Here is a 19,523-nt window from a genome sequence, read left to right as displayed (position 1 = left end):
GGGCGGGTGAAGATGTGCGCGGCATCGATTTCACCGAGGCGCTGATCCTCGGCCACCGCGCGATACTGTTGCAGCACCCGCCGCGCTCGGCGGGAGCAGGAGTCCGCGGGGGAGCAGGGGAGCGCATGGCAACGATCTACGACGTCGCCGAGCTCGCGGGGGTCTCACCCGCGACGGTCTCGCGCGTCTTCAACGGCACGAGCGTCTCCGATGAGAAGGTGGCGGCCGTCCGTGCGGCCGCGGCGACGCTCGACTTCACCCCCAACCGCGCCGCCCGCTCGCTGCGTCGACAGAGTTCCGAGGTCATCGCCCTCGTGATCCCCGACATCGAGAACCCGTACTTCACCGAGATGGCGCGCGGGGTGGAGGACGTCGCCTCCGAAGCCGGATACTCCGTCGTGCTCTGCAACTCCGACGCGCAGGTGGAGAAGGAGGCGACGTATCTCCGCATCGCGATCGCCGAGAACATGTCCGGCGTCATCATCGCGACAGCCGACGAGCACTCCGACCTCGACGGCATCCTCGCCACCGGCCGGCCCGTCGTGGCCGTCGATCGCAGCACGGCCTACGACATCGACGGCGTCACGATGGCCAATCGCGCGGCGGGTACGTCGGCCACGCGGAGCCTGATCGATGCGGGCCACCGTCGCATCGCCTACATCGGCGGCCCCGCGCACATCGACACCGCCGCCGAGCGCGCCGCGGGGTGGCGCTCCGCGCTCACCACGGCCCACCCCGACCTCGACCTCGACGGGCTCGAGCGCTTCACGACCTTCCGCGTCGACGGTGGCCGGTCGGCGATGGAGGAGCTGCTCGCGCTGCCCGAGCCGCCGGATGCGGTGGTGGCCGGCAACAACCTGATCGGGGTCGGCGCCATCCAGGTGCTCACGGAGCACGGGCGCACTCCGCCGGACGTCGGCGTGGCGGTGATCGGCTCTCTGCCGTTCACGACGCTCTCGCCGACGGCCGTGACCGTGGTGCGACTGCCGGCGCGGCACATGGGCGTGACCGCGGCGCGGATGCTGCTGGATCGCATCAAGGGTGACACGCAGCCGGCGCGGACGGTCGTGCTGCGCAACGAGCTCCAGCCCGCGAGCGCGACGCGGAGCTGAGCGGGCGGTCGGGCGGACTACTGTGAGCGCCAGAACCGCGTCGCGAGGTTCGCCACCTCTTTGTCGAGGCTGTCGACCTTATGCTCCAGGGCGTCTATGCGGCCGGTGAGCCGGCCCTCGAGGCTCTCCAGCCGCCCGCTCAGATCGCCGCGCAACCCGCCGATCTCACCTCGCAGCTCGCCGTGCAGACCACCGATCTCGGCGCGGATCACGCGGCTGAACTGCATCGTCATGAGGGTCATGCCGCCGAGCATCATCGTCGTGAACACGCCGATCAGCGTCCATACCTGCGGGTCATCCAAGCGCATGCCTCCAGTCTGATTCGGGGTGCCCAGAATGTCACGGTATTCCGGTGCTGGTCAGCCAGAAAGCCGCTCTCGGTGGGCAGATCACTCTCTGGCGCGAGTGGTGCAGGACTACTCGTGCCTTGCGGCATGAAATCGATTTCGCGTACAGTGGCGATCAGACCGAGGACTCCGTCGTCCCGGCACGAGGAGGACTCCATGCGCTGCACCCTGGGGGTGGACATCGGCACGTCCAGCAGCAAGGGCGTGCTGGTCGGTGCCGACGGCGGCATCCTGGCGACGGCGACCAGAGCGCACGACGTCGAACGCCCTCGCACGGGCTGGGTCGAGATGGACGCCGCGATCTGGTGGGACGAGTTCGTCGCGATCGCGCGCGAACTGCTCGCCGGAGTCCCCGATGCCGAGATCGTCGGTGTGGGCGTCAGCGGCATGGGGCCCTGCATCCTGCTCGCCGACGAACGCGACGAACCCGTGCGCCCGGCCATCCTCTACGGCGTCGACACCCGCTCGACCGCGCAGATCGAGCGCATGACCGCCGAGCTCGGCGTCGACGAGATCACGCGCATCGGCGGATCGACCCTGACCTCGCAGGCGGGCGGGCCGAAGATCGCCTGGATCGCGGAGGAGGAGCCCGAGGCATGGGAGCGAGCGCGACGGCTGTACATGCCCGCGTCCTGGCTCGCGCGCCGGCTCACCGGTGCGTACGTGCTCGATCACCAGTCCGCCAGTCAGGTCTCTCCCCTCTACGACATCGAGGGCGAGTGCTGGCACGACCCGTGGTGGACGCGATATACGGGGGAGATCGAGCGGCCGCGGCTGCACTGGGCGGGCGAGGTCGCCGGAGAGGTCACGGCCGAGGCGGCAGCCCTCACCGGGATCCCCTCGGGCACGCCCGTGATCGCCGGGACGATCGATGCCTGGACCGAAGCCGTCAGCGTCGGCGCGCACGAGGTCGGCGACCTGATGCTGATGTACGGCACGACCATGTTCCTCGTGGCCACCGGCGAAGAGACCCTGCGGACGCCGTCGATGTGGACCACGGCCGGGGCCTTCGCCGGCACCCGCAACCTCGCAGGCGGCCTCTCGACGTCCGGCGCTCTCACCGCATGGCTCAAAGGCCTGACCGGTGCCGACTATCCCGAACTGCTCACCGAGGCTGCCGCGTCGGGTGCCGGCGCGAACGGCCTCCTCGTCCTGCCCTACTTCGCGGGCGAGCGCACGCCGATCCAGGATCCGGACGCTCGGGGCGTGATCGCGGGCCTCACCCTCGCGCACACGCGCGGCGACCTGTACCGTGCGGCGCTGGAGGCGACCGCCCTGGGGGTGCGGCACAACGTCGAGACCATGCGGGCGGCGGGTGCCGACATCCGCCGCATCGTCGCGGTCGGCGGCGGAACGCAGGGACGGTTGTGGCTGCAGATCGTCTCCGACGTCACCGGCCTCGTGCAGGAGGTGCCTGCGACGACGATCGGCGCGAGCTACGGCGCGGCCTTCCTGGCGGCGACCGCGACCGCTGCACAAGGCGAGGAGCCGACGATCACCGCCTGGAACCCGATCTCGGAGCGCATCAGCCCGGATGAGGCGCTGCGGCCGCTCTACGACTCCCTGTTCGAACGCTACGTGCGCCTCTATGAGGGATCGAGATCCGTCGTGCACGAACTCGCCGCCGCGCAGCGCGGTGCCGCCCCGACCACCCCGACCACCACCCCCATCGCCCCGGAGGCATCATGACCACGTACACCCTGCCGACCGCGGCTCCCCGCCCCGCCACCGCGCCGAAGACCGCGTACATCATCACGTCCGGCGACCTGCGCGAGTCGGCGAACATCGCCGGCTGGCCGACGCAGGTCGAGCTCGAGAGCGGCGTCACCGGAGTGCTGAACGCGCTCGGCTGGGAGGTCATCCGCCCGTTCGGGGTGGACCCGCAGACCGGGCACGGCTTCATCTCGAGCCAGCGCATGGGCCTCGAGGTGTTCAAGGGCATCCCCGTCGATGCTCCTCTGATCGTCGCGATCGCCAACTGGCAGTACTCCCACCACGTGCTCGCCGGTCTCCGGTCGCATGAGGGGCCCATCCTCACGGTCGCGAACTTCGCGGGGGACTGGCCCGGCCTCGTCGGGCTGCTCGGTCTGAACGCGGGGCTCGCCAAGATGGACAAGCCGTACGCGACGACCTGGTCGGTCGACTTCACCGACGAGTGGTTCACCGACGGCATCAGGGAGTGGACCGAGACCGGCGCCATCACGCACGACGCCTCGCACGTGCGGGCGCTGCCCGCGCTGCCGGACAGCCCCGAGAAGCAGCTGGGCGAGGCGCTCGCGGCAGAGCTGCTCGCCGAGAAGGCCATCATCGGCGTCTTCGACGAGGGCTGCATGGGCATGTACAACGCGATCTTCGACGACGAGCTGCTCAACCAGACCGGCATCTACAAGGAGCGCCTGTCGCAGTCGGCGCTGTACGCCGAGATGCTGAACGTCACCGAGGACGAGGCGGATGCCGCCTACGACTGGCTGATCGAGGCGGGCATGACCTTCCGGTACGGCGCGGACGCCGCCACCGAGCTCACGCGCGAGCAGGTGCAGTGGCAGTTGAAGATGTACATCGCCGCGCTCCGCATCGCCGACGACTTCGGGCTCGACGCGGTCGGCATCCAATATCAGCAGGGGCTGAAGGACCTGGTGCCGGCATCCGACCTGGCCGAGGGCATCCTGAACTCCACCGAACGCCCGCCGGTGACCTCGCGCGACGGCTCGCGCGTGCTGCACGAGGGCCGCGCCTTCCCGCACTTCAACGAAGCAGACGAGGGCGTCGCGGTCGACGCGCTCGTCACCGACCGGGTGTGGCGCGCGATGGGTCTCGTGCCCGACAACACCCTGCACGACGTGCGCTGGGGCGAGGACTACGACGGTCGGTTCGTCTGGGTCTATGAGATCTCCGGCTCGGTGCCCGCCTCACACCTGGGCGGGTGGCAGAACGCCGAGGGCTGGCGTCAGGGCCACGTGTTCTTCCCCGCGGGCGGTGCCACGATCAACGGTGTCTCGAAGCCCGGCGAGATCGTGCTGTCGCGCGTCTTCATCGCCGAGGGCATCCTGCAGGCCGACATCTTCCGGGCCTCGGTCGTGGAGCTGCCGGAGGAGGAGACGCAGCGCCGCAAGGACGCCACCAACCCGGAATGGCCGATCGCCCACGTGGTGCTGCACGGCATCTCGCGCGACCAGTTCATGGCCCGCCACAAGGCCAACCATGCGCAGCTGGTCTACGCCCCGGATGCGGAGACGGCGGACAAGGCCCTGATCGCGAAGGCCGGGATGTTCGCCGGGATGGGCATCAAGGTCAACCTGGTGGGAGATGTGACGGTCTGACCCGCCGGTGAGCCTCTCGGCTCGGGCCGTCTCAGTGAGAAACCGCTGCGGCATCCTGCCGCTCGATGAGCCGAGTGCTCCACGAGAAGTCGGACTCGGTGATGGTGTCGTCGCCGGGGACCTTGCCGTCGCGGTCCACGGCGTAGGAGAAGATGCCGGCCTTGGTCGCGCCCGTGGGCTGCCAGTCGGCGTAGCGGGCGGCGCGGGAGGCGTCGAAAGGCTCCGTCGTGTCGCCCCAGTCCTGCCCGCGCTCCTCGTAGAACGAGAACCCGATCAGGTACTGGCACGCGTCGAAGTAGGGTGCGTAGCTCTCCCATGTCGATTGCAGCCCGGAGACCGAGCGGCCGTAGGACTGCACGAGGACGTAGGAGACGTAGGGGGCGATCCCGGCCGTGAGCGGGTGGGTGCCTTCCTGGTTCGTGTCGTAGATGAAGAGCCGCTCAGTGCCGGACTGCGGTCCGAGGTGCTCTGACAGGGCCCGGAAGACTCCGGTCACGCGAGCGACCTGGGCGGCCGTGAGAGAGCGCTCCATGTCGACGTCGAGGCCGTCGAGGCCGTCGTCGGTGACGTATTCGGCGAGGATCTCGTCGGCTGCCGCGGCATAGGCGGCCGGGGTGTCGGCCGTGGGTGCGTCGAGGATCACGCCGATGTCGATCGTGCGGACGACACGGGTGCCCTGCGCGTGCAGGTTTGGCACGTACTCGTTCTTCAGCACGTCCCAGAACCCGGAATCGTCGCTCACATAGGCGTTGAACACGAAGGCGACGTCCACGCCGTCGGGGAGATCGTCCATCCGCTGCGTGTTGTCCGCCGGGTTCTCCGGGTCGTTCTCGCTGCCCGGCCAAGATGCGTTCGCGTCACGCCACGTGCGGTAGTAGGCGAAGTACTGCGGGTCGGCTGCGCACGAGGCGGCGGATGCGCCGTCTGTCGAGGCAGTGTCTCCGGTTGCGGTAGCGGACGCGGGCGCGACGGCCACCAGCAAGGACGCGGCGAGCCCTGCGGCTGCTGCGGCGGACCATGACTTCTTCATCTTCACACTCCAGACTTCGTCGTCGGATCGCAGAGGTTAAGCGATTTAGTAGCACGGTAGCAGCGTTGGGCTGTTGTGCACAGTCCAAGAACCGCCTCAGACCTGTATCGCTACAGTTGGGGCATGTCCAAAGCGAAGCGCGTGACCATCACGGACATCGCCCGGCTGGCAGGGGTGTCGCCGGGAGCCGTGTCCTTCGCGCTCAACGGCCGCCCGGGCGTCAGCGAGCAGACCCGGCAGCGCATCCTCGACATCGCCGAGGAGCACCAATGGCTCCCCAGCTCCGCCGCCAGGGCACTCGTGGGAGCCCGCGCCGGCGTCGTCGGATTCGCGGTCAACCGCCCGGCAGACACCCTCGGCACCGAAGCCTTCTTCACTGATCTGATCGCCGGAGCGCAGTCCGCCCTCGCCGCCAGACGCATCGCGATGCAGATGGTGCTGGTCTCCTCGATCGAAGAGGAGGTGGCGACCTACAGGCGCTGGCGCAGCGCCAATCAGGTCGACGGAGTGATCGTGATCGACCCGCGAGACGACGATCCCCGCCTCCCCGTCCTGCGCGACCTTCCGCTGCCGGCGGTCGTGATCGGCAGCGACGCCTCGGAGGACGGGCACCCCGCGACGATCTGGCTGGATGACAGTCAGGTCGCCCACTCGCTCTTCGACTACCTCGTGGCCTTGGGGCACCGTTCGCTCGCCTACGTCGCCGGGCCCGCAGAGTTCCAGCACACGCGTCTGCGCACCGACGTGCTCCGCGGGTTGAGCAGCCGCGGCGTCACGGGAGAGACCATCGCCACCGACTTCTCGCCGGCCGCAGCCTCCGCCACCATGCGTCGTCTGCTGAGCCGTGCCGACCGGCCCACCGCGGTCGTGTTCGACAACGACGTGATGGCGATCGCCGGACTGCGCGTGGCTCAGGAGATGGGGCTGGCCGTGCCGTCCGATCTCTCCATCGCCTCGTTCGACGATTCCGTCGTCGCCGGACTCGTGCACCCTTCGATCACCTGCATCACCCGCGACACGTTCGGGCTCGGGGCGGATGCGGCGGAGTTCCTGCTCGAACAGATCGACGCCGCCGAGATGCTCCCCGATCGGGTGGCCGCGGTCCCGCAGCTCACGGTTCGCGAGAGCACGGCCGCGCCGCGCTGAGGGGGAGGGCTCAGACGACGGTGTTCCGTGAGGCGTACTCGGTGCGCTCGACGACCGGTCTGATCAGTTCGGTGATCCCGCGCGCGGCGAGCACCTCGGGCCGGGCAGCGTCGCTCGACGTGACGATGGCGGGGTCCGCGCCCGCCTCGCAGGCGTCGACCCAGGCCTGGAAGATCGTGCCGCCGGGGCTCATCGCGCCGCGGCTGACGGGCGTGTCGTTCTCATCGACCTCCACGACGATGCCGACGGGGCGGGCGGGGGCGGGTCTGCGCTCGCGCAGTTCGGGGATGAGGTCGGCGAAACGGCGGCCGATCGGCTTGGCCTCGCCGTTCTGATCCACGAGCCCGAGCGTGTACTCGAGCTCGGGGAAGTCGGCGAGACTGCGGCTCACGTCGTGCGAGCACCACCAGGTCACGCCCCAGAGGTTCTCGGTGCGGGCGACCGAGCGCAGGGTCGCCTCGAGGAAGTCGGGGGTCTGCGCGGGCGTCAGGCAGTTCGACGGGGCGCCGACCTCCTGCAGCCAGATGGGCTTCGCGGGGTCGGTGGCGAATCCGCGGGCGAGCTCGATCATGTACTCGGCGTGACGGTCGGACGCCACCGACCGCCCGCCGTACCTCTGCGCGGTGCCGTTGAAGATCCACGAGTGCACGGTCGTGATGTCGCCCAGGCGCGAGGCCAGTGCGGGGGTGAAGCCGTGTCCGTCCATGTACCAGGCGGCGTCGTACTCGCTGTGCACGTGCTGCTGCGCGGGGGCCGCGGCGTGCGCGGCGTCCAGGAGCGTCGTGATCCAGTTCGCGGCCTCCGCCTCGGTGACCGGCCACGGGGAGGGATGCGTCTGCGCCGAGAACTGATTGGTCTCGTTGCCGAGCGTGAAGCCCAGGAAGTTGGAGGCACCTCCGAGTCTCTCGCCGAGGCGGGTGACGAGTTCGGCTTGGCCGCTGAGTGCATCCGGGTGCGTGAACATGTTCTTGTCGTGCCACGTGAACAGCCACGACGGGATGAAGTCGAAGCTCGACAGGTGTCCCTGGATCACGTCGACGCTCGCATCCAGCCCGAACTCGGCAGCGACATCGACCACGGCCCGCACGTCGTCGACGGCCTCGTCGCGGATCAGCGTGCGGTTCGGCTGCAGAACGGTCCACAGGGGGAAGATGCGCAGGTGGTCGAGGCCCAGGTCGGCGAGGGCGGCGAAGTCGCGGCGCACCTCGTCGAGATCCAGCGACATCCACGCGTGCATCCACTGGGAGCGCGGGGTGTAGTTGGCGCCGAAGCGCAGCGGGGCGGCGGAGGTGGTCATCGCTGTCCTTTCCGGGACCGACGGTGGCGGAGCGGCGTGCGGCGGGGCTGGACCCCGAGCGCGCCGTTATGGCATGCTATGGTCACTATATCGTTTTAGTAGGGGTTGTCACAGCGACTCGAACGAGACGCCGCAGCCTGGATCACTTCGAAGGAGAATGTCCATGAAGATCCGCACCAGTGTCGCCGCAGGCATCGCGGTGGCCACAGCATTCGCGCTCACGGCCTGCACGGGCGGGGCCTCGACCTCCGGCGGATCGGCCGCGGACGGGGAGGTGGGGGGAGAGATCTCCTTCCAGACCTGGTCGCTCAAGAACGACAAGTTCACCCCGTACTTCGAGGGCGTCATCGATGCCTTCGAGAAGGAGAACCCCGGCACCACGGTGAAGTGGATCGACCAGCCCGCCGACGGGTACGAGGACAAGATCCTGCAGCAGGCCGAGTCCGGCGAGCTGCCCGACGTCATCAACCTCCCGCCCGAGTATGCCTACTCGTTGGCCTCGGCGGACCAGCTGCTCGACCTGGGCAGCGCCTCGAAGGTCATCGGCGACTACGTCGACGGCGGTGTCGAGGCCTACACGTACGACGGCATCGACGGGTCGTTCGGCTTCCCGTGGTATCTCGGCACCGAGCTCAACTACTGGAACACGGCGCTGCTCGCGCAGGGAGGCGTCACCGCGACTCCGCAGACGTTCGAGGAGACGATGGATGCGGCCGAGCAGCTCGCCGCCGCCGGTATCCAGACCATCTCCGACGTGCCGAGCCCTAAATCGCTCCAGATCATGGTGTCCGACGGCGGGGGCACGCAGGATGTGTACAAGGACGGGAAGTTCGTCTTCAACACTCCCGAGGCCGTCGCGATCGTCGAGCGCTATGCGGAGCTCTACAAGGCCGGCGCGATCTCGCCGGAGGCGCTGCAGAACGCCGGCACCGCGAACGCCAACATCAACAACTTCAACAAGGGCACGGTGGCCTGGGCGACCGCAGGCCCGAACTACATCGACAAGGACATCGCGGTCAACGCCCCGACCCTGCTCCCCGACGTCGACGTGACCAACGGCTTCGGCAACCCGCCGCTGTTCGTGCAGGGCATCAGCGTCTCGGCGAACTCCGACAACGCCGCCACCGCTGTGGCCTTCGCCGAGTTCCTCACGAACACCGACAACCAGATCGAGTTCGTGAAGCTCGCCACCGGGTTCTTCCCCGGCACCAAGGCCGCGAACGAGGACCCGTCGGTGTTCGCCGAGACCGCCCAGAACGAGATGCAGGCCACGGCCAACGACCTCGCCGCCTCGCAGATGAACGACGCGCGGATGCTCGGCGCCCCGCAGTTCACCGAGGCCATGGAGACCTACGCCAAGCAGCAGATCGCTCTCGCGGTCAAGGGCGACATCACGGCGCAGGAGGCCCTGGACAAGGCGGTCGAGTACGCGGAGCAGAACGTCGTCGGCTGAGCCGATGACGCGGAGATGAAGGGGGTGGATGCCTCATGAGACGACAGCGCTGGTACACGCCGTACCTGCTCGTGCTCCCTGGTGTGATCTGGGTGTTCGTGTTCGCCCTCTGGCCGTTCCTGAACACGATCGCCCTCGCGTTCACGGACGCCCGCCCCCTTCGTCCCGCGCAGTTCGTGGGACTCGACAACTTCGAGAAGATGCTCGGCGACGACCGGTTCGGCTATGCGCTGACGACGTCGCTCGTCTACGTCGTGGTGTGCGTGCCGCTGCTGACGTTCCTCCCGCTGCTGCTCGCGCTCCTCGTGCACAGCAAGATCCCGGCGATCGGCTTCTTCCGCACCACGTTCTACTTCCCCGTGATCGCATCGGCGGTCGTGGTGGCGATCGTGTGGGAGTTCTTGTTCTCCGGAAGCGGCACGATCAACTCGGCGCTGAGCTTCTTCGGGCTGATCGATCGGCCCGTCGAGTTCCTCTCCGATCGGTGGCTCCTGATCGGCTGCGCCATCGGACTCACGGTCTGGAAGGGGCTCGGGTACTACATGGTCGTGTATCTCGCCGCGCTCGGAAACGTCGGACGTGAGCTGCATGAGGCCGCGGCGATGGACGGAGCCGGACGCTGGCGCCGCTTCTGGTCCGTCACCGTTCCGGGTGTGCGCGGTCCGATGATGCTCGTCTCCGTGCTGGTGTGCGTGGGGGCGATGCGGGTGTTCACCGAGCTGTACGTGCTCTCGGGCGGCTCCGGCGGCCCCGGCGGACAGGCGATGAGCATGGTCATGCTCATCCAATCGATGGGCAAGGGCCTCAACGGTCAGGTCGGCTACGCATCGGCCATCTCGCTCGTGCTGTTCCTACTCACCCTGGTGCCCCTGGCGATCGTGGGCGTCGCGAACAACAGCGACACGATCAAGGAAGCCCTCGCCGGACGGCGCGCGGCCAAGGACGCGAAGCTCGCCAGACTCGCGGCGGCAGAGGAGGCCAGGCGATGACGACGACGCGAGCGATGGTCACTCAGGAGAGCACTCCGAAAGAGCGGCGCGATCGGCCCTACCGCACGCGGGGTTCGGCCGACATCATGAAGCCGTCCCTCGTTGGACTGATCGGCAAGTACGCGCTGCTTATCGGTGTGCTCGCCATCATGGTCTTCCCGTTCCTGTGGCAGATGTCGACCTCGTTCAAGGGCGCGGCCGAGAACATCTACGACTTCCCGCCGTCGCTGATCCCGAACGCGCCGACCCTCGACAACTACGCCGAGGTGTTCCGCACGATCCCGGTGCTCGACTACGCGTGGCACTCGCTCCTCGTGGGCGTCGGCACCGTGCTCACCAACGTGGTCTTCGCCACGATCGGCGGCTATGCGCTGGGCACCATGAAGTTCCGCGGCAAGTGGATCGTGCTCGCGATCTTCTTCTCGACGCTGCTCCTGCCCGGCGAGGTCACGCTGACGAGCCAGTACCTCACGGTCAAGTCGCTCGGCCTCGCGAACACCCTGTGGGGCGTGTTCCTCCCCGGAGCCATCGCGGCGATCAACGTGCTGCTGATGATGGCCGCCTGCCGCATGATCCCCCCGGATACCCTGGATGCGGCGACCATCGACGGCGCCAACACGATGCAGCGTCTGCGCCACATCGTGTGGCCGAACGTCCGCGGCATGGTCTCGGTCGTCGCGCTGTTCGCCTTCATCGGCGCCTGGGACGACTTCCTCTGGCCTCTGGTCGTGCTGTCGGATCCCGCGAACTACACGCTGACCGTCGGCATGCAGTATCTGAGCTCGAACTTCGCCGCGAATCCGCGCGTGATCGCGGCGGGGACGATGATCGCGCTGGTGCCGATCATCCTGCTGTTCGCGGTACTGCAGCGGCAGTTCTTCAAGGGCGTCGAAGAGGGAAGCGTCAAGGGGTGACTGCACTGCACGACACCGGCCGCGCCGACAGCCCGCGTCCCTGGCTCGCGATCCCGCAGCCGACGACGGCGGAGCTGTCGAGCGGCGCATGGAGACCCTCCACGGTCAGGGTCGCGGCCGATGACCCGATGCTCGCGCGGGAGGCGGAGCGGTTGACCCGGGAGCTCGCAGCCCTCGGCATCCCGGACGGCGAAGGTTCCGTCGTGCGTCTTCGGCGAGACGACAGGGCCGACGAGTCGTTCGAGATCACGGTCGGCGAGGACATCGCGGTGTCCGCAAGCACCGCGGCCGGGGCGTTCCGGGCGACACGTCAGCTGCTGCACAACCTGCGGGCGCAGGGCCTCGTGCCGCACGGCCGGGTCTGCTCCGCGCCCGTGGTCACGGAACGAGGGTTCCACCTCGACGCCGCCCGCAAGCACTTCCCCGCGCCGTGGATCGTCGACCTGCTGCACGCGCTGGCCGACGTCGGCATCACGACCTTCCAATGGCACGTGTCCGAGAACGAGGGCTTCCGGATCGGCTCGGAGGCCTTCCCCGAGATCGTCTCGAGCGCTCATGTCACCCGCGCCGAGGCCCTGGTCGTGGCCGACACCGCCGCCGACCTGCACATCGACCTCGTGCCCTCCCTCGACATGCCGGGCCACCTCCGCCACGCCCTCGCCGCGCATCCGGAGCTCCGGCTGCCGGACGCCGGCGGCCTGCCGACCGATCATGCGCTGGACATCACCCGCACCGCAGCGGTCGACTTCGCCGCGGCGCTGATCGACGACGTCGCCGCGCTGTTCCCGCGCAGCACGCGCTGGCACCTCGGCGGCGACGAATTCGTCGACTTCGCGCGCATCGAGGAGTATCCCGCGCTGGCCGCCGCCGCCAGGGAGAAGCACGGGCCCCGCGCCACCGGCTTCGACCTGCTGACCGCGTTCGTGAACGCCATGTCGGCGCACCTCCGTGCACGCGGCCTCGCCCCGCGCGTCTGGAACGACGGGATGCTCCGCAGCGAGACCGTCGCCCTCGACCCGGATCTCGTGCTGACCTGGTGGACGAACTGGCACGTCGAGATGCGGCCGCTCGCCGCCGCCGTCGACGCGGGGAACCCCCTCGTGAACTTCCACGACGCGCTGTTGTACTACGTCCTCGGAGAGAAGGCGGGCTACACGTATCCGACGAGCGCGCGCATCTGGGAGTCCGAGTGGCATCCGGGTCTGTTCCCTGCGCTCCCGGACGGCACCCGGCAGGAGATCCCGATGCCCTACCCCGCTCGGCTCCTCGGGGCCTCGTTCTCCGTCTGGTCCGACGATGCTTCGGCGCAGACCCCCGAAGAGGTCGCCGACGGCGTCCGCAGGCCGCTGCGGGCGATGGCCGAGCGCGCGTGGAACGGCACCAGCGCACTCTCGCACGATCAGTTCTGCGAGATCGACGCGGCGATCGGTGTCGCGACCGCCCCGGGGCCGTGCGCCCGGTAGCGTCGAGCCGTCTGCACCGATCCGAGTCATCCCCGTTCAGAACCCCGTCCCCCACCCACCGTCGAGCCCGGAGACCCACCCATGCATGACGACACCTCGCTCACCGTCGGCCGCGTCAAGCGCGTGCTCGAGGAGCGCATCCGCCCCGCGATCCACTCCGCTTCCGTGCCGCTGGGCGTCGAGATCCACGAGCTGCCGGGCGAGCCGATCGCTCCTGCCGAGGGACTCGCGCTCGACTTCGAGCCCGGTGCGGTCGGCGCTCCCTGGGGGCCGGCCTGGGGCACCACCTGGTTCAAGCTCACCGGCCGCGTGCCGGCCGAGTGGGCGGGGCGTCGTGTCGAGGCTCTCATCGATCTCGGCTTCGACGTGAACATGACCGGCTTCCAGTGCGAGGCGCTGGCCTATCGCCGGGGCGCCACGGATTCCGATCCGATTCCCGTGAAGAGCATCAATCCGCGCAACCAGTGGGTGCCGATCGCCGAGGCCGCCGCGGGCGAAGAGCCCGTCGAGCTGTATCTCGAAGCGGCATCCAACCCGGTGCTGCTCGATTACCACCCCTTCCTGCCGACGCAGGAGGGCGACATCCTCACCTCCTCGAAGGAGCCGCTCTACCGCACGCGCCGGATGGATCTGGCGGTGTTCGAGGAGGAGGTCTTCGACCTTTCCCTCGACCTGGAGGTGCTGTTCGAGCTGCAGGCCGAGCTGCCGGCGACCTCGCCACGGCGCATGCGCATCCTGCAGGCCATGGACGACGCGCTCGACGTGCTCGACCTGCAGCGCATCGTGGCGACCGCGCCCGCCGCCCGCGCCCGCCTCGCCGACGTGCTCGCCGCGCCCGCCGAGGCGAGTGCGCACCGCATCTCGGCCGTCGGACACGCGCACATCGACTCGGCGTGGCTGTGGCCGGTGCGGGAGACGATCCGCAAGGTCGCGCGCACCACGTCGTCGATGACGACGCTCATCGACGAGCATCCGCAGTTCCAGTACGGGATGTCGAGCGCGCAGCAGTACGCGTGGATCAAGGAGCACCGCCCCGAGGTGTGGGAGCGGGTCAAGGCCGCGGTCGCCGCGGGGCGCTTCCTGCCGCTCGGCGGCATGTGGGTCGAGTCCGACACCGTGATGCCGACGGGGGAGTCGCTCGTGCGGCAGTTCTCGCACGGGCAGCGGTTCTTCGAGCGCGAGTTCGGCATCCGCTCGAAGGGCGTCTGGCTGCCGGACAGCTTCGGGTACTCGCCGGCCCTGCCGCAGCTGATGCGCCGCGCCGGGTTCGAGTGGTTCTTCACGCAGAAGATCTCCTGGAACCAGCAGAACGTCTTCCCGCACCACTCCTTCCTGTGGGAGGGCATCGACGGTTCGCAGGTGTTCACGCACTTCCCCTCGATGGACACCTACAACTCGCAGCTCAGCGGCATGGAGGTCGCGAAGGCCGCTCGCCAGTTCAAGGAGAACCGCCTCAGCTCGCGGTCGATCGCCCCGGTCGGCTGGGGTGACGGCGGCGGTGGCACGACCCGCGAGATGACGGGCAAGGCCGAGCGCCTGCGCGACCTCGAGGGCAGCGCGCAGGTCGTGTGGGAGCACCCGGACGACTTCTTCGACGCCGCCAAGGCCGAGCTGCCGAACCCGGCGGTGTGGGTCGGCGAGCTGTACCTCGAGCTGCACCGCGGAACGCTCACCAGCCAGCACGCCACCAAGGCGCTGCACCGGTGGGCGGAGCACGCGCTGATCGAGGCCGAGCTGTGGGCCGCGACCGATGCCGTGCGCACCGGCGCCGCGTATCTCCAGGCCGAGTTCGACCGGCTGTGGCAGGCCGTGCTGCTGCACGAGTTCCACGACATCCTCCCCGGCACCTCGATCGCGTGGGTGCACCGCGAGGCGGTCGCGGTGCTGTCGGATGTGCTCTCGGATGCCCGCGACATCGCCGTCGCCGCCCGCCGTTCTCTCGCCGGCGAGGGCGATCGGGAGCTGCAGTTCGAGCCGACATCGGTCGGCCGCGGCCGCGCACTCGGGGCGGCCTTCGTGGCCGAGTCCACGGCGGCGCCGGTCTCGCTCACCGAGGAGGATGGCGGCTGGCGGCTGGAGAACGAGCTCGTCTCGGTGCTCGTCTCCGCCGATGGCCTGATCGTCTCGGCCGTCGACAAGGGCACCGGTCGCGATGCCGTCGCGCCGGGCAAGGCTGCGAACCTGTTCCAGCTGCACCAGGACTTCCCGAACATGTGGGATGCGTGGGACATCGACCGGTACTACCTGGGCAGCGTCGCCGACCTCACGGCCGTCTCGTCGATCGAGGCCTCGATGGTCGGAGGCTCCGCCCGGATCGTGGTCGTGCGTCCGTTCTCGGAGTCGACCATCGAGCAGACGATCATCCTCCAGCCGGAGTCGCGCACCGTGCTGCTGCGCAACGAGATCGACTGGAACGAGACCGAGAAGCTGCTCAAGCTCGCCTTCCCGCTCGACGTGCAGGCCTCGCACACCGACGCCGAGACCCAGTTCGGCTATCAGTCGCGCGTCACGCACACGAACACCAGCTGGGAGGCGGCGAAGTTCGAGACGTCGATGCACCGCTTCGTGCTGGTGCGCGAGCAGGATTTCGGCGTGGCCCTGGTGAACGACTCGATCTACGGCTACGACACCTCGCGCGAGGTGTCCGACGACGCGGTCGTGACGACCGTGCGGCTCTCGCTGCTGCGGGCGCCGCGCTTCCCCGACCCCGACACCGACCACGGTCACCACGAGATCGAGGTCGGCTTCGTGATCGGAGCGGATGCCGCGATCGCGACGGCCGAGGGCATCCGGATCAACGCGCTTCCGAGCGTCGTGCGCGGTGAGCGCGAGGTCGAGCCCCTCGTGTCGGTGGAGGGAGAGGGCATCGTGGTGTCGGCGGTCAAGTTGGCCGACGACGGCTCGGGCGACGTGATCGTGCGCGTGTACGAGGCGCTCGGACGGCGTGCGGCCGGCGAGGTCTCTGTCGGGTTCGAGCACCGCGAGGTACGCGAGGTGAGCCTGATCGAAGACGACATCGACGACGCCAGGACCGGTGGCGAGCTGAAGCTGCGTCCGTTCGAGGTGCGGACGCTGCGCATCGTGCGCTGAGAGGGGCGTCCTGGTCGGGAGTCGTCAGAGGGACGCGCGGAAGGCCTCGTAGTCGGCGAGCGACACCGCGGCGTAGGCGCGGGCCCACTCGAGCAGCGCCTGCCCGAGCACCCGCCCGTTGCCGATGTAGCCGGCGACCTCGGTGGCTGTCAGCGACTGGCTGTGGGCGCGGGCGATGGTCGCGGCGCACGCCTGCCCGTACGTGATGAACGGCCCGTCATCGAGGTCTTCGACGTCGATGCTGCCCTTCATGTCGTGGAACTGCCGCACGTAGAAGTCGGCGTTCGTGTTGCGCATGTGCCCGAGGAACGGGTCGGAGAGGGCCTGCAGGATGCGCTGCATCGCGACGACGCGCGCTCCTTCGCCGTCGGCGTCGATCACCTCCTGCAGCGCGGCCGGCTGGGGGATGCGGCCGTACTCCACCAGCACGCTCTGCGACGCCTGCTTCGGCTGCATCAGGATCGTGGCCCCCTCGCCATCCTGGAAGAGCACCAGGTAGCAGCGCGTGCCCACGCTGCCGACGCCGACCACGCGGCGTGCGACGTCGCTCACGGTGAAGTGGTCGAACAGCAGGGCGACGTCGGGGCTGGTGGTGCGGCGATACTGCGACAGCAGATCGTGCACGGCGTCGAGGAGTGCGGGGCCGACCGCGGTGGTGGTCGGTTCGTCGGGCACGAAGCGACGGCGGCCGTCGGCATCCTCCACCGTGAGCCGGCGCACCGCACGCTCGCCGGTGCGTCGCTCCGCCTGCTTCACCGCCCGGCGGATCGCCTTCTGCGAGGCCTTGTCGAGCATGGTCCGTGACGAGGCGACGTCGAAGTGCGTGAAGTAGCGGGCGGTCGGGCTCAGCTCGGTCGCGCGTGCGATGCCGCGGGCGTAGCCGGAGACGGCGGTGAGGACGGCGGTGTCGATGACCTCATCGGAGCGGCCGCTCGCCCTGCCTCCGACGACGATGCTCGCGACGAGCCTCTTCACATCCCACTCCCACGGCGCCCATGCGGCTTCATCGAAGTCGTTGAGGTCGAACATCAGTCGTCGTTCGGCCGAGGCGTAGAACCCGAAGTTCGACACGTGGGCGTCGCCGCAGGAGGCGACGAGGATGCCGCTGTGCGGCGCATCCGCGAGGTCGGCGGCCATCAGCGCCGCGGTACCGCGATAGAACGCGAAGGGACTCGTCGACATGCGTTCGGCCCGCAGGGGGAGCAGCTCGGCAATGCGGGAGCTGTTCTGTGCGGCCAGGATGCCGAGGGGATCGCGCGTGCCGCTCGCGAGTTCGGCGAGGGCGCGTCGTGGCGCGCGCTTTCGGGCCTCCTCGCCGCGTTCGAGGAGTTCGCGATGCGACAGCGGGCGTGTCCAGGCGGGGAGCATGAGGACATTGTGGCAGGACCGCGGGCACGGAGCCCGGGTCCGCGCGCTCAGGCGGGATCGAGTCGCAGCACGTCGGGCGATTCCCCACCCGCGAGGTCGTCGGCGATGCGGAGGCTGCGCGCCAGATCGTCGAGTGCGCCGATCAGCGTGCCGAAGCGTTCCTTGTCGCTGCACACCGCCGTCAGGGTGACCAAGTGCGTTCCCGTGTCCCAGGTGTAGGTCGCGAAGGGCGGTGACGCCGGCGAGGGCGGCATCGGGACCAGCAGTTTCTCGCCCACCCCGAGCCGGGTGGGGAACGACTCGGTGTCGTCGTAGTCCATCGGCATGGATGCGCGTGCGATGCGCACGTCCGGGGTCAGCACCTGTGCGGTCGCCATCGCCACGATCAGTTCGGGCTCCGCCTTCCACGTCCACACCAGCACGCGGCCGTCCGCCCGCTTCATGAGCATCGGCGCCGCCTGGCTCATCGCCCACGCGCCGAACTTCGAGCCCGGCCGCTCGGTCGCACCGACGGCCGCGTTGACCTGGCCGAGCAGCATCCGGATCGCCGCCTTGCGGTGGCGGCGCCCCTTCCAGCCGAGCGAGTCCGTCACGGGAATCCACAGCTGGGGATCGGCCTCGGCAGTCAGTCGCATGGCTCCACGGTATCGGCTGCGCCTGGGCGATGCCCGGTACGCCTCGGCCGTGCGATCAGGCCCCTCGGGTAGAGTGGCCAGCGCCCGACCAGGGCTCTTCCTTGGCCGCCACATCGTAAGGCAGCATGTCTGTGACCTCCTCCGACGATCCGATCGATCCGTCGAGCGGCTCCGCCGCCGAATCCTCGCCCCGACCGTTGAAGATCGTGATCGGCTGCGACACCTTCTCGCCCGACATCAACGGCGCCGCCCGCTTCGCCGAGCGTCTCGCCGCCGGCCTGGTGCAGCGCGGCCACGACGTGCACGTCGTGGCCCCCAACCAGGCGTATCGGCGTACGCAGCCGCACACCGAGGTGATCGAGGGCGAGCCGATGACCCTGCACCGGCTGCCGTCGCTGCGCTGGGCTCCGCACGACTGGCTGCGGTTCGTGTGGCCGTGGCGCTCGAAGCACTACGCCCGCAAGGTTCTCGACCAGGTGCAGCCGGATGTCGTGCACATCCAGTCGCACATCGTGATCGGCCGCGGGCTCGCGTACATCGCGAACGAACGCGGCATCCCGGTCATCGCGACCAACCACGTGATGGCCGAGAACATCCTCGACCACACGACCATGCCGAAGTTCATCGACGACCTGGTGCTCAAGTTCGCCTGGGCGGATGCGAAGCGCACGTTCGACATGACCCGCGCCATCACCACGCCCACGCGCCGCGCCGCCGACTTCCTCGAGAAGACCGTCGAGGTGGAGGGCGTCATCCCGGTCAGCTGCGGCATCGACCGCACGCAGTACACGCCGGTGATCGCCCCGCGCGAGAAGAACAGGATCATCTTCGTCGGCAGGCTCACCGCCGAGAAGCAGGTCGAGGTCATCCTCAAGGCGATGACGAAGCTCGACCCGGCACTCGCCACGACGTTCGACATCGTCGGCGGCGGCGATCAGCGCAAGCAGCTGGAGCATCTGACGGCGCAGCTCGGCCTGACCGATCGCGTCACCTTCCATGGCCGCACGAGCGATGAGGAGCTTCGCGCGCTGCTCTCGCGAGCGAGCCTGTTCGTGATCGCCTCGATCGCCGAGCTGCAGTCGATCGCGACCATGGAGGCGATGGCCTCGGCCCTGCCGATCGTCGCCGCGGATGCCGTCGCCCTCCCGCACCTCGTGCACGACGGCGAGAACGGGTACCTGTTCGAGCCCGGGAACGTCGATGAGCTCGCCGCACGTCTGACCGACGTGCTCACTGCGGAGCCTGCGGAGTACGAGCGGATGCAGCGTGCCTCGCTCGACGGCGTCGCGATCCACGACATCAACCGCACCCTCGACACGTTCGAGGCGCTGTACCGCGACGAGCCGCTGCCGGAGTAGC

General features: G+C 69.1%; 15 protein-coding genes. 10 read left to right on the top strand and 5 right to left on the bottom strand.

Annotation, left to right across the window (positions count from 1 at the left end):
- Positions 1-14: 14 nt before the first annotated feature.
- Positions 15-1,112: a LacI family DNA-binding transcriptional regulator gene (locus ASD13_RS04975; RefSeq protein ID WP_235562465.1), complete on the top strand. Its 1,098-nt coding sequence runs from the start codon at positions 15-17 to the stop codon at positions 1,110-1,112.
- Positions 1,113-1,129: 17 nt separating this feature from the next.
- On the opposite strand, the gene ASD13_RS04970 is transcribed toward ASD13_RS04975, so the two are convergent.
- Positions 1,130-1,420, bottom strand: coding sequence for a hypothetical protein (locus ASD13_RS04970; protein WP_055866301.1), 291 nt, complete (start codon positions 1,418-1,420; stop codon positions 1,130-1,132).
- 195 nt (positions 1,421-1,615) lie between these two features.
- On the opposite strand from ASD13_RS04970, the gene ASD13_RS04965 reads away from it, so the two are divergent.
- Together ASD13_RS04965 and ASD13_RS04960 are read left to right on the top strand one after the other, a co-directional pair.
- Positions 1,616-3,148 carry an FGGY-family carbohydrate kinase gene (locus ASD13_RS04965; protein ID WP_055866299.1) on the top strand — a complete coding sequence of 511 codons (1,533 nt, stop codon included), beginning with the start codon at positions 1,616-1,618 and terminating at the stop codon, positions 3,146-3,148.
- Positions 3,145-4,779 carry a fucose isomerase gene (locus tag ASD13_RS04960; protein WP_055866297.1) on the top strand — a complete coding sequence of 545 codons (1,635 nt, stop codon included), beginning with the start codon at positions 3,145-3,147 and terminating at the stop codon, positions 4,777-4,779. Before ASD13_RS04965 ends, ASD13_RS04960 begins: the two co-directional genes overlap by 4 nt.
- A 31-nt stretch (positions 4,780-4,810) precedes the next feature.
- Here the strand turns inward: ASD13_RS04960 and ASD13_RS04955 are convergent, their stop codons facing one another.
- Positions 4,811-5,809 (bottom strand): EndoS/ChiA family endoglycosidase, encoded by a 999-nt coding sequence (locus tag ASD13_RS04955; protein ID WP_157535572.1) that lies wholly within the window; start codon positions 5,807-5,809, stop codon positions 4,811-4,813.
- 123 nt (positions 5,810-5,932) lie between these two features.
- On the opposite strand from ASD13_RS04955, the gene ASD13_RS04950 reads away from it, so the two are divergent.
- Complete coding sequence (locus ASD13_RS04950; protein WP_055866292.1) at positions 5,933-6,955, top strand: LacI family DNA-binding transcriptional regulator; 1,023 nt, start codon at positions 5,933-5,935, stop codon at positions 6,953-6,955.
- Between the two features lie 10 nt (positions 6,956-6,965).
- Here the strand turns inward: ASD13_RS04950 and ASD13_RS04945 are convergent, their stop codons facing one another.
- Entirely contained in the window at positions 6,966-8,252 is a 1,287-nt protein-coding gene (locus tag ASD13_RS04945; protein ID WP_055866290.1) for a glycoside hydrolase 5 family protein, read from the bottom strand.
- 163 nt (positions 8,253-8,415) lie between these two features.
- On the opposite strand from ASD13_RS04945, the gene ASD13_RS04940 reads away from it, so the two are divergent.
- The 5 genes from ASD13_RS04940 (at position 8,416) to ASD13_RS04920 (ending at position 16,161) form a co-directional block, all read left to right on the top strand.
- Positions 8,416-9,705 (top strand): ABC transporter substrate-binding protein, encoded by a 1,290-nt coding sequence (locus ASD13_RS04940; RefSeq protein ID WP_055866288.1) that lies wholly within the window; start codon positions 8,416-8,418, stop codon positions 9,703-9,705.
- A gap of 35 nt (positions 9,706-9,740) precedes the next feature.
- A complete protein-coding gene (locus ASD13_RS04935) occupies positions 9,741-10,694 on the top strand; it encodes a carbohydrate ABC transporter permease (protein ID WP_055866286.1) in 954 nt (317 codons plus the stop codon).
- Entirely contained in the window at positions 10,691-11,608 is a 918-nt protein-coding gene (locus tag ASD13_RS04930) for a carbohydrate ABC transporter permease (protein WP_082531391.1), read from the top strand. Before ASD13_RS04935 ends, ASD13_RS04930 begins: the two co-directional genes overlap by 4 nt.
- Positions 11,605-13,071 carry a family 20 glycosylhydrolase gene (locus ASD13_RS04925; RefSeq protein ID WP_055866284.1) on the top strand — a complete coding sequence of 489 codons (1,467 nt, stop codon included), beginning with the start codon at positions 11,605-11,607 and terminating at the stop codon, positions 13,069-13,071. The genes ASD13_RS04930 and ASD13_RS04925 overlap by 4 nt, the downstream gene beginning before the upstream one ends.
- An 81-nt stretch (positions 13,072-13,152) precedes the next feature.
- Positions 13,153-16,161 carry an alpha-mannosidase gene (locus ASD13_RS04920; RefSeq protein WP_055866282.1) on the top strand — a complete coding sequence of 1,003 codons (3,009 nt, stop codon included), beginning with the start codon at positions 13,153-13,155 and terminating at the stop codon, positions 16,159-16,161.
- Between the two features lie 24 nt (positions 16,162-16,185).
- Here ASD13_RS04920 and ASD13_RS04915 read toward each other — a convergent pair whose 3' ends face one another.
- Both ASD13_RS04915 and ASD13_RS04910 read right to left on the bottom strand, forming a co-directional pair.
- The gene (locus ASD13_RS04915) at positions 16,186-17,529 is read right to left on the bottom strand and encodes a DUF2252 domain-containing protein (RefSeq protein WP_055866280.1); all 1,344 of its coding nucleotides are present in this window, start codon (positions 17,527-17,529) and stop codon (positions 16,186-16,188) included.
- Positions 17,530-17,576: 47 nt separating this feature from the next.
- The gene (locus ASD13_RS04910) at positions 17,577-18,164 is read right to left on the bottom strand and encodes a hypothetical protein (protein ID WP_055866278.1); all 588 of its coding nucleotides are present in this window, start codon (positions 18,162-18,164) and stop codon (positions 17,577-17,579) included.
- Positions 18,165-18,289: 125 nt separating this feature from the next.
- Between ASD13_RS04910 and ASD13_RS04905 the strand changes: the two genes are divergently transcribed.
- Positions 18,290-19,522 carry a glycosyltransferase gene (locus tag ASD13_RS04905; protein ID WP_055866277.1) on the top strand — a complete coding sequence of 411 codons (1,233 nt, stop codon included), beginning with the start codon at positions 18,290-18,292 and terminating at the stop codon, positions 19,520-19,522.
- Position 19,523: the final 1 nt, after the last annotated feature.

This window comes from Microbacterium sp. Root1433D1 (assembly GCF_001426835.1).
Taxonomy (GTDB): Bacteria; Actinomycetota; Actinomycetes; order Actinomycetales; family Microbacteriaceae; genus Microbacterium; species Microbacterium maritypicum.
The sequence above is the reverse complement of the archived record's forward strand: the minus strand, read 5'-3'. Positions and strand labels throughout refer to the sequence as shown.

Excerpts from the sequence above, each read along its gene's own strand:
- ASD13_RS04970 (WP_055866301.1), bottom strand. The coding sequence starts at position 1,420 with ATGCGCTTGGATGACCCGCAGGTATGGACGCTGATCGGCGTGTTCACG.
- ASD13_RS04965 (WP_055866299.1), top strand. The coding sequence starts at position 1,616 with ATGCGCTGCACCCTGGGGGTGGACATCGGCACGTCCAGCAGCAAGGGC.
- ASD13_RS04960 (WP_055866297.1), top strand. The coding sequence starts at position 3,145 with ATGACCACGTACACCCTGCCGACCGCGGCTCCCCGCCCCGCCACCGCG.
- ASD13_RS04955 (WP_157535572.1), bottom strand. The coding sequence starts at position 5,809 with ATGAAGAAGTCATGGTCCGCCGCAGCAGCCGCAGGGCTCGCCGCGTCC.
- ASD13_RS04950 (WP_055866292.1), top strand. The coding sequence starts at position 5,933 with ATGTCCAAAGCGAAGCGCGTGACCATCACGGACATCGCCCGGCTGGCA.
- ASD13_RS04945 (WP_055866290.1), bottom strand. The coding sequence starts at position 8,252 with ATGACCACCTCCGCCGCCCCGCTGCGCTTCGGCGCCAACTACACCCCG.
- ASD13_RS04940 (WP_055866288.1), top strand. The coding sequence starts at position 8,416 with ATGAAGATCCGCACCAGTGTCGCCGCAGGCATCGCGGTGGCCACAGCA.
- ASD13_RS04935 (WP_055866286.1), top strand. The coding sequence starts at position 9,741 with ATGAGACGACAGCGCTGGTACACGCCGTACCTGCTCGTGCTCCCTGGT.
- ASD13_RS04930 (WP_082531391.1), top strand. The coding sequence starts at position 10,691 with ATGACGACGACGCGAGCGATGGTCACTCAGGAGAGCACTCCGAAAGAG.
- ASD13_RS04920 (WP_055866282.1), top strand. The coding sequence starts at position 13,153 with ATGCATGACGACACCTCGCTCACCGTCGGCCGCGTCAAGCGCGTGCTC.
- ASD13_RS04915 (WP_055866280.1), bottom strand. The coding sequence starts at position 17,529 with ATGCTCCCCGCCTGGACACGCCCGCTGTCGCATCGCGAACTCCTCGAA.
- ASD13_RS04910 (WP_055866278.1), bottom strand. The coding sequence starts at position 18,164 with ATGCGACTGACTGCCGAGGCCGATCCCCAGCTGTGGATTCCCGTGACG.
- ASD13_RS04905 (WP_055866277.1), top strand. The coding sequence starts at position 18,290 with ATGTCTGTGACCTCCTCCGACGATCCGATCGATCCGTCGAGCGGCTCC.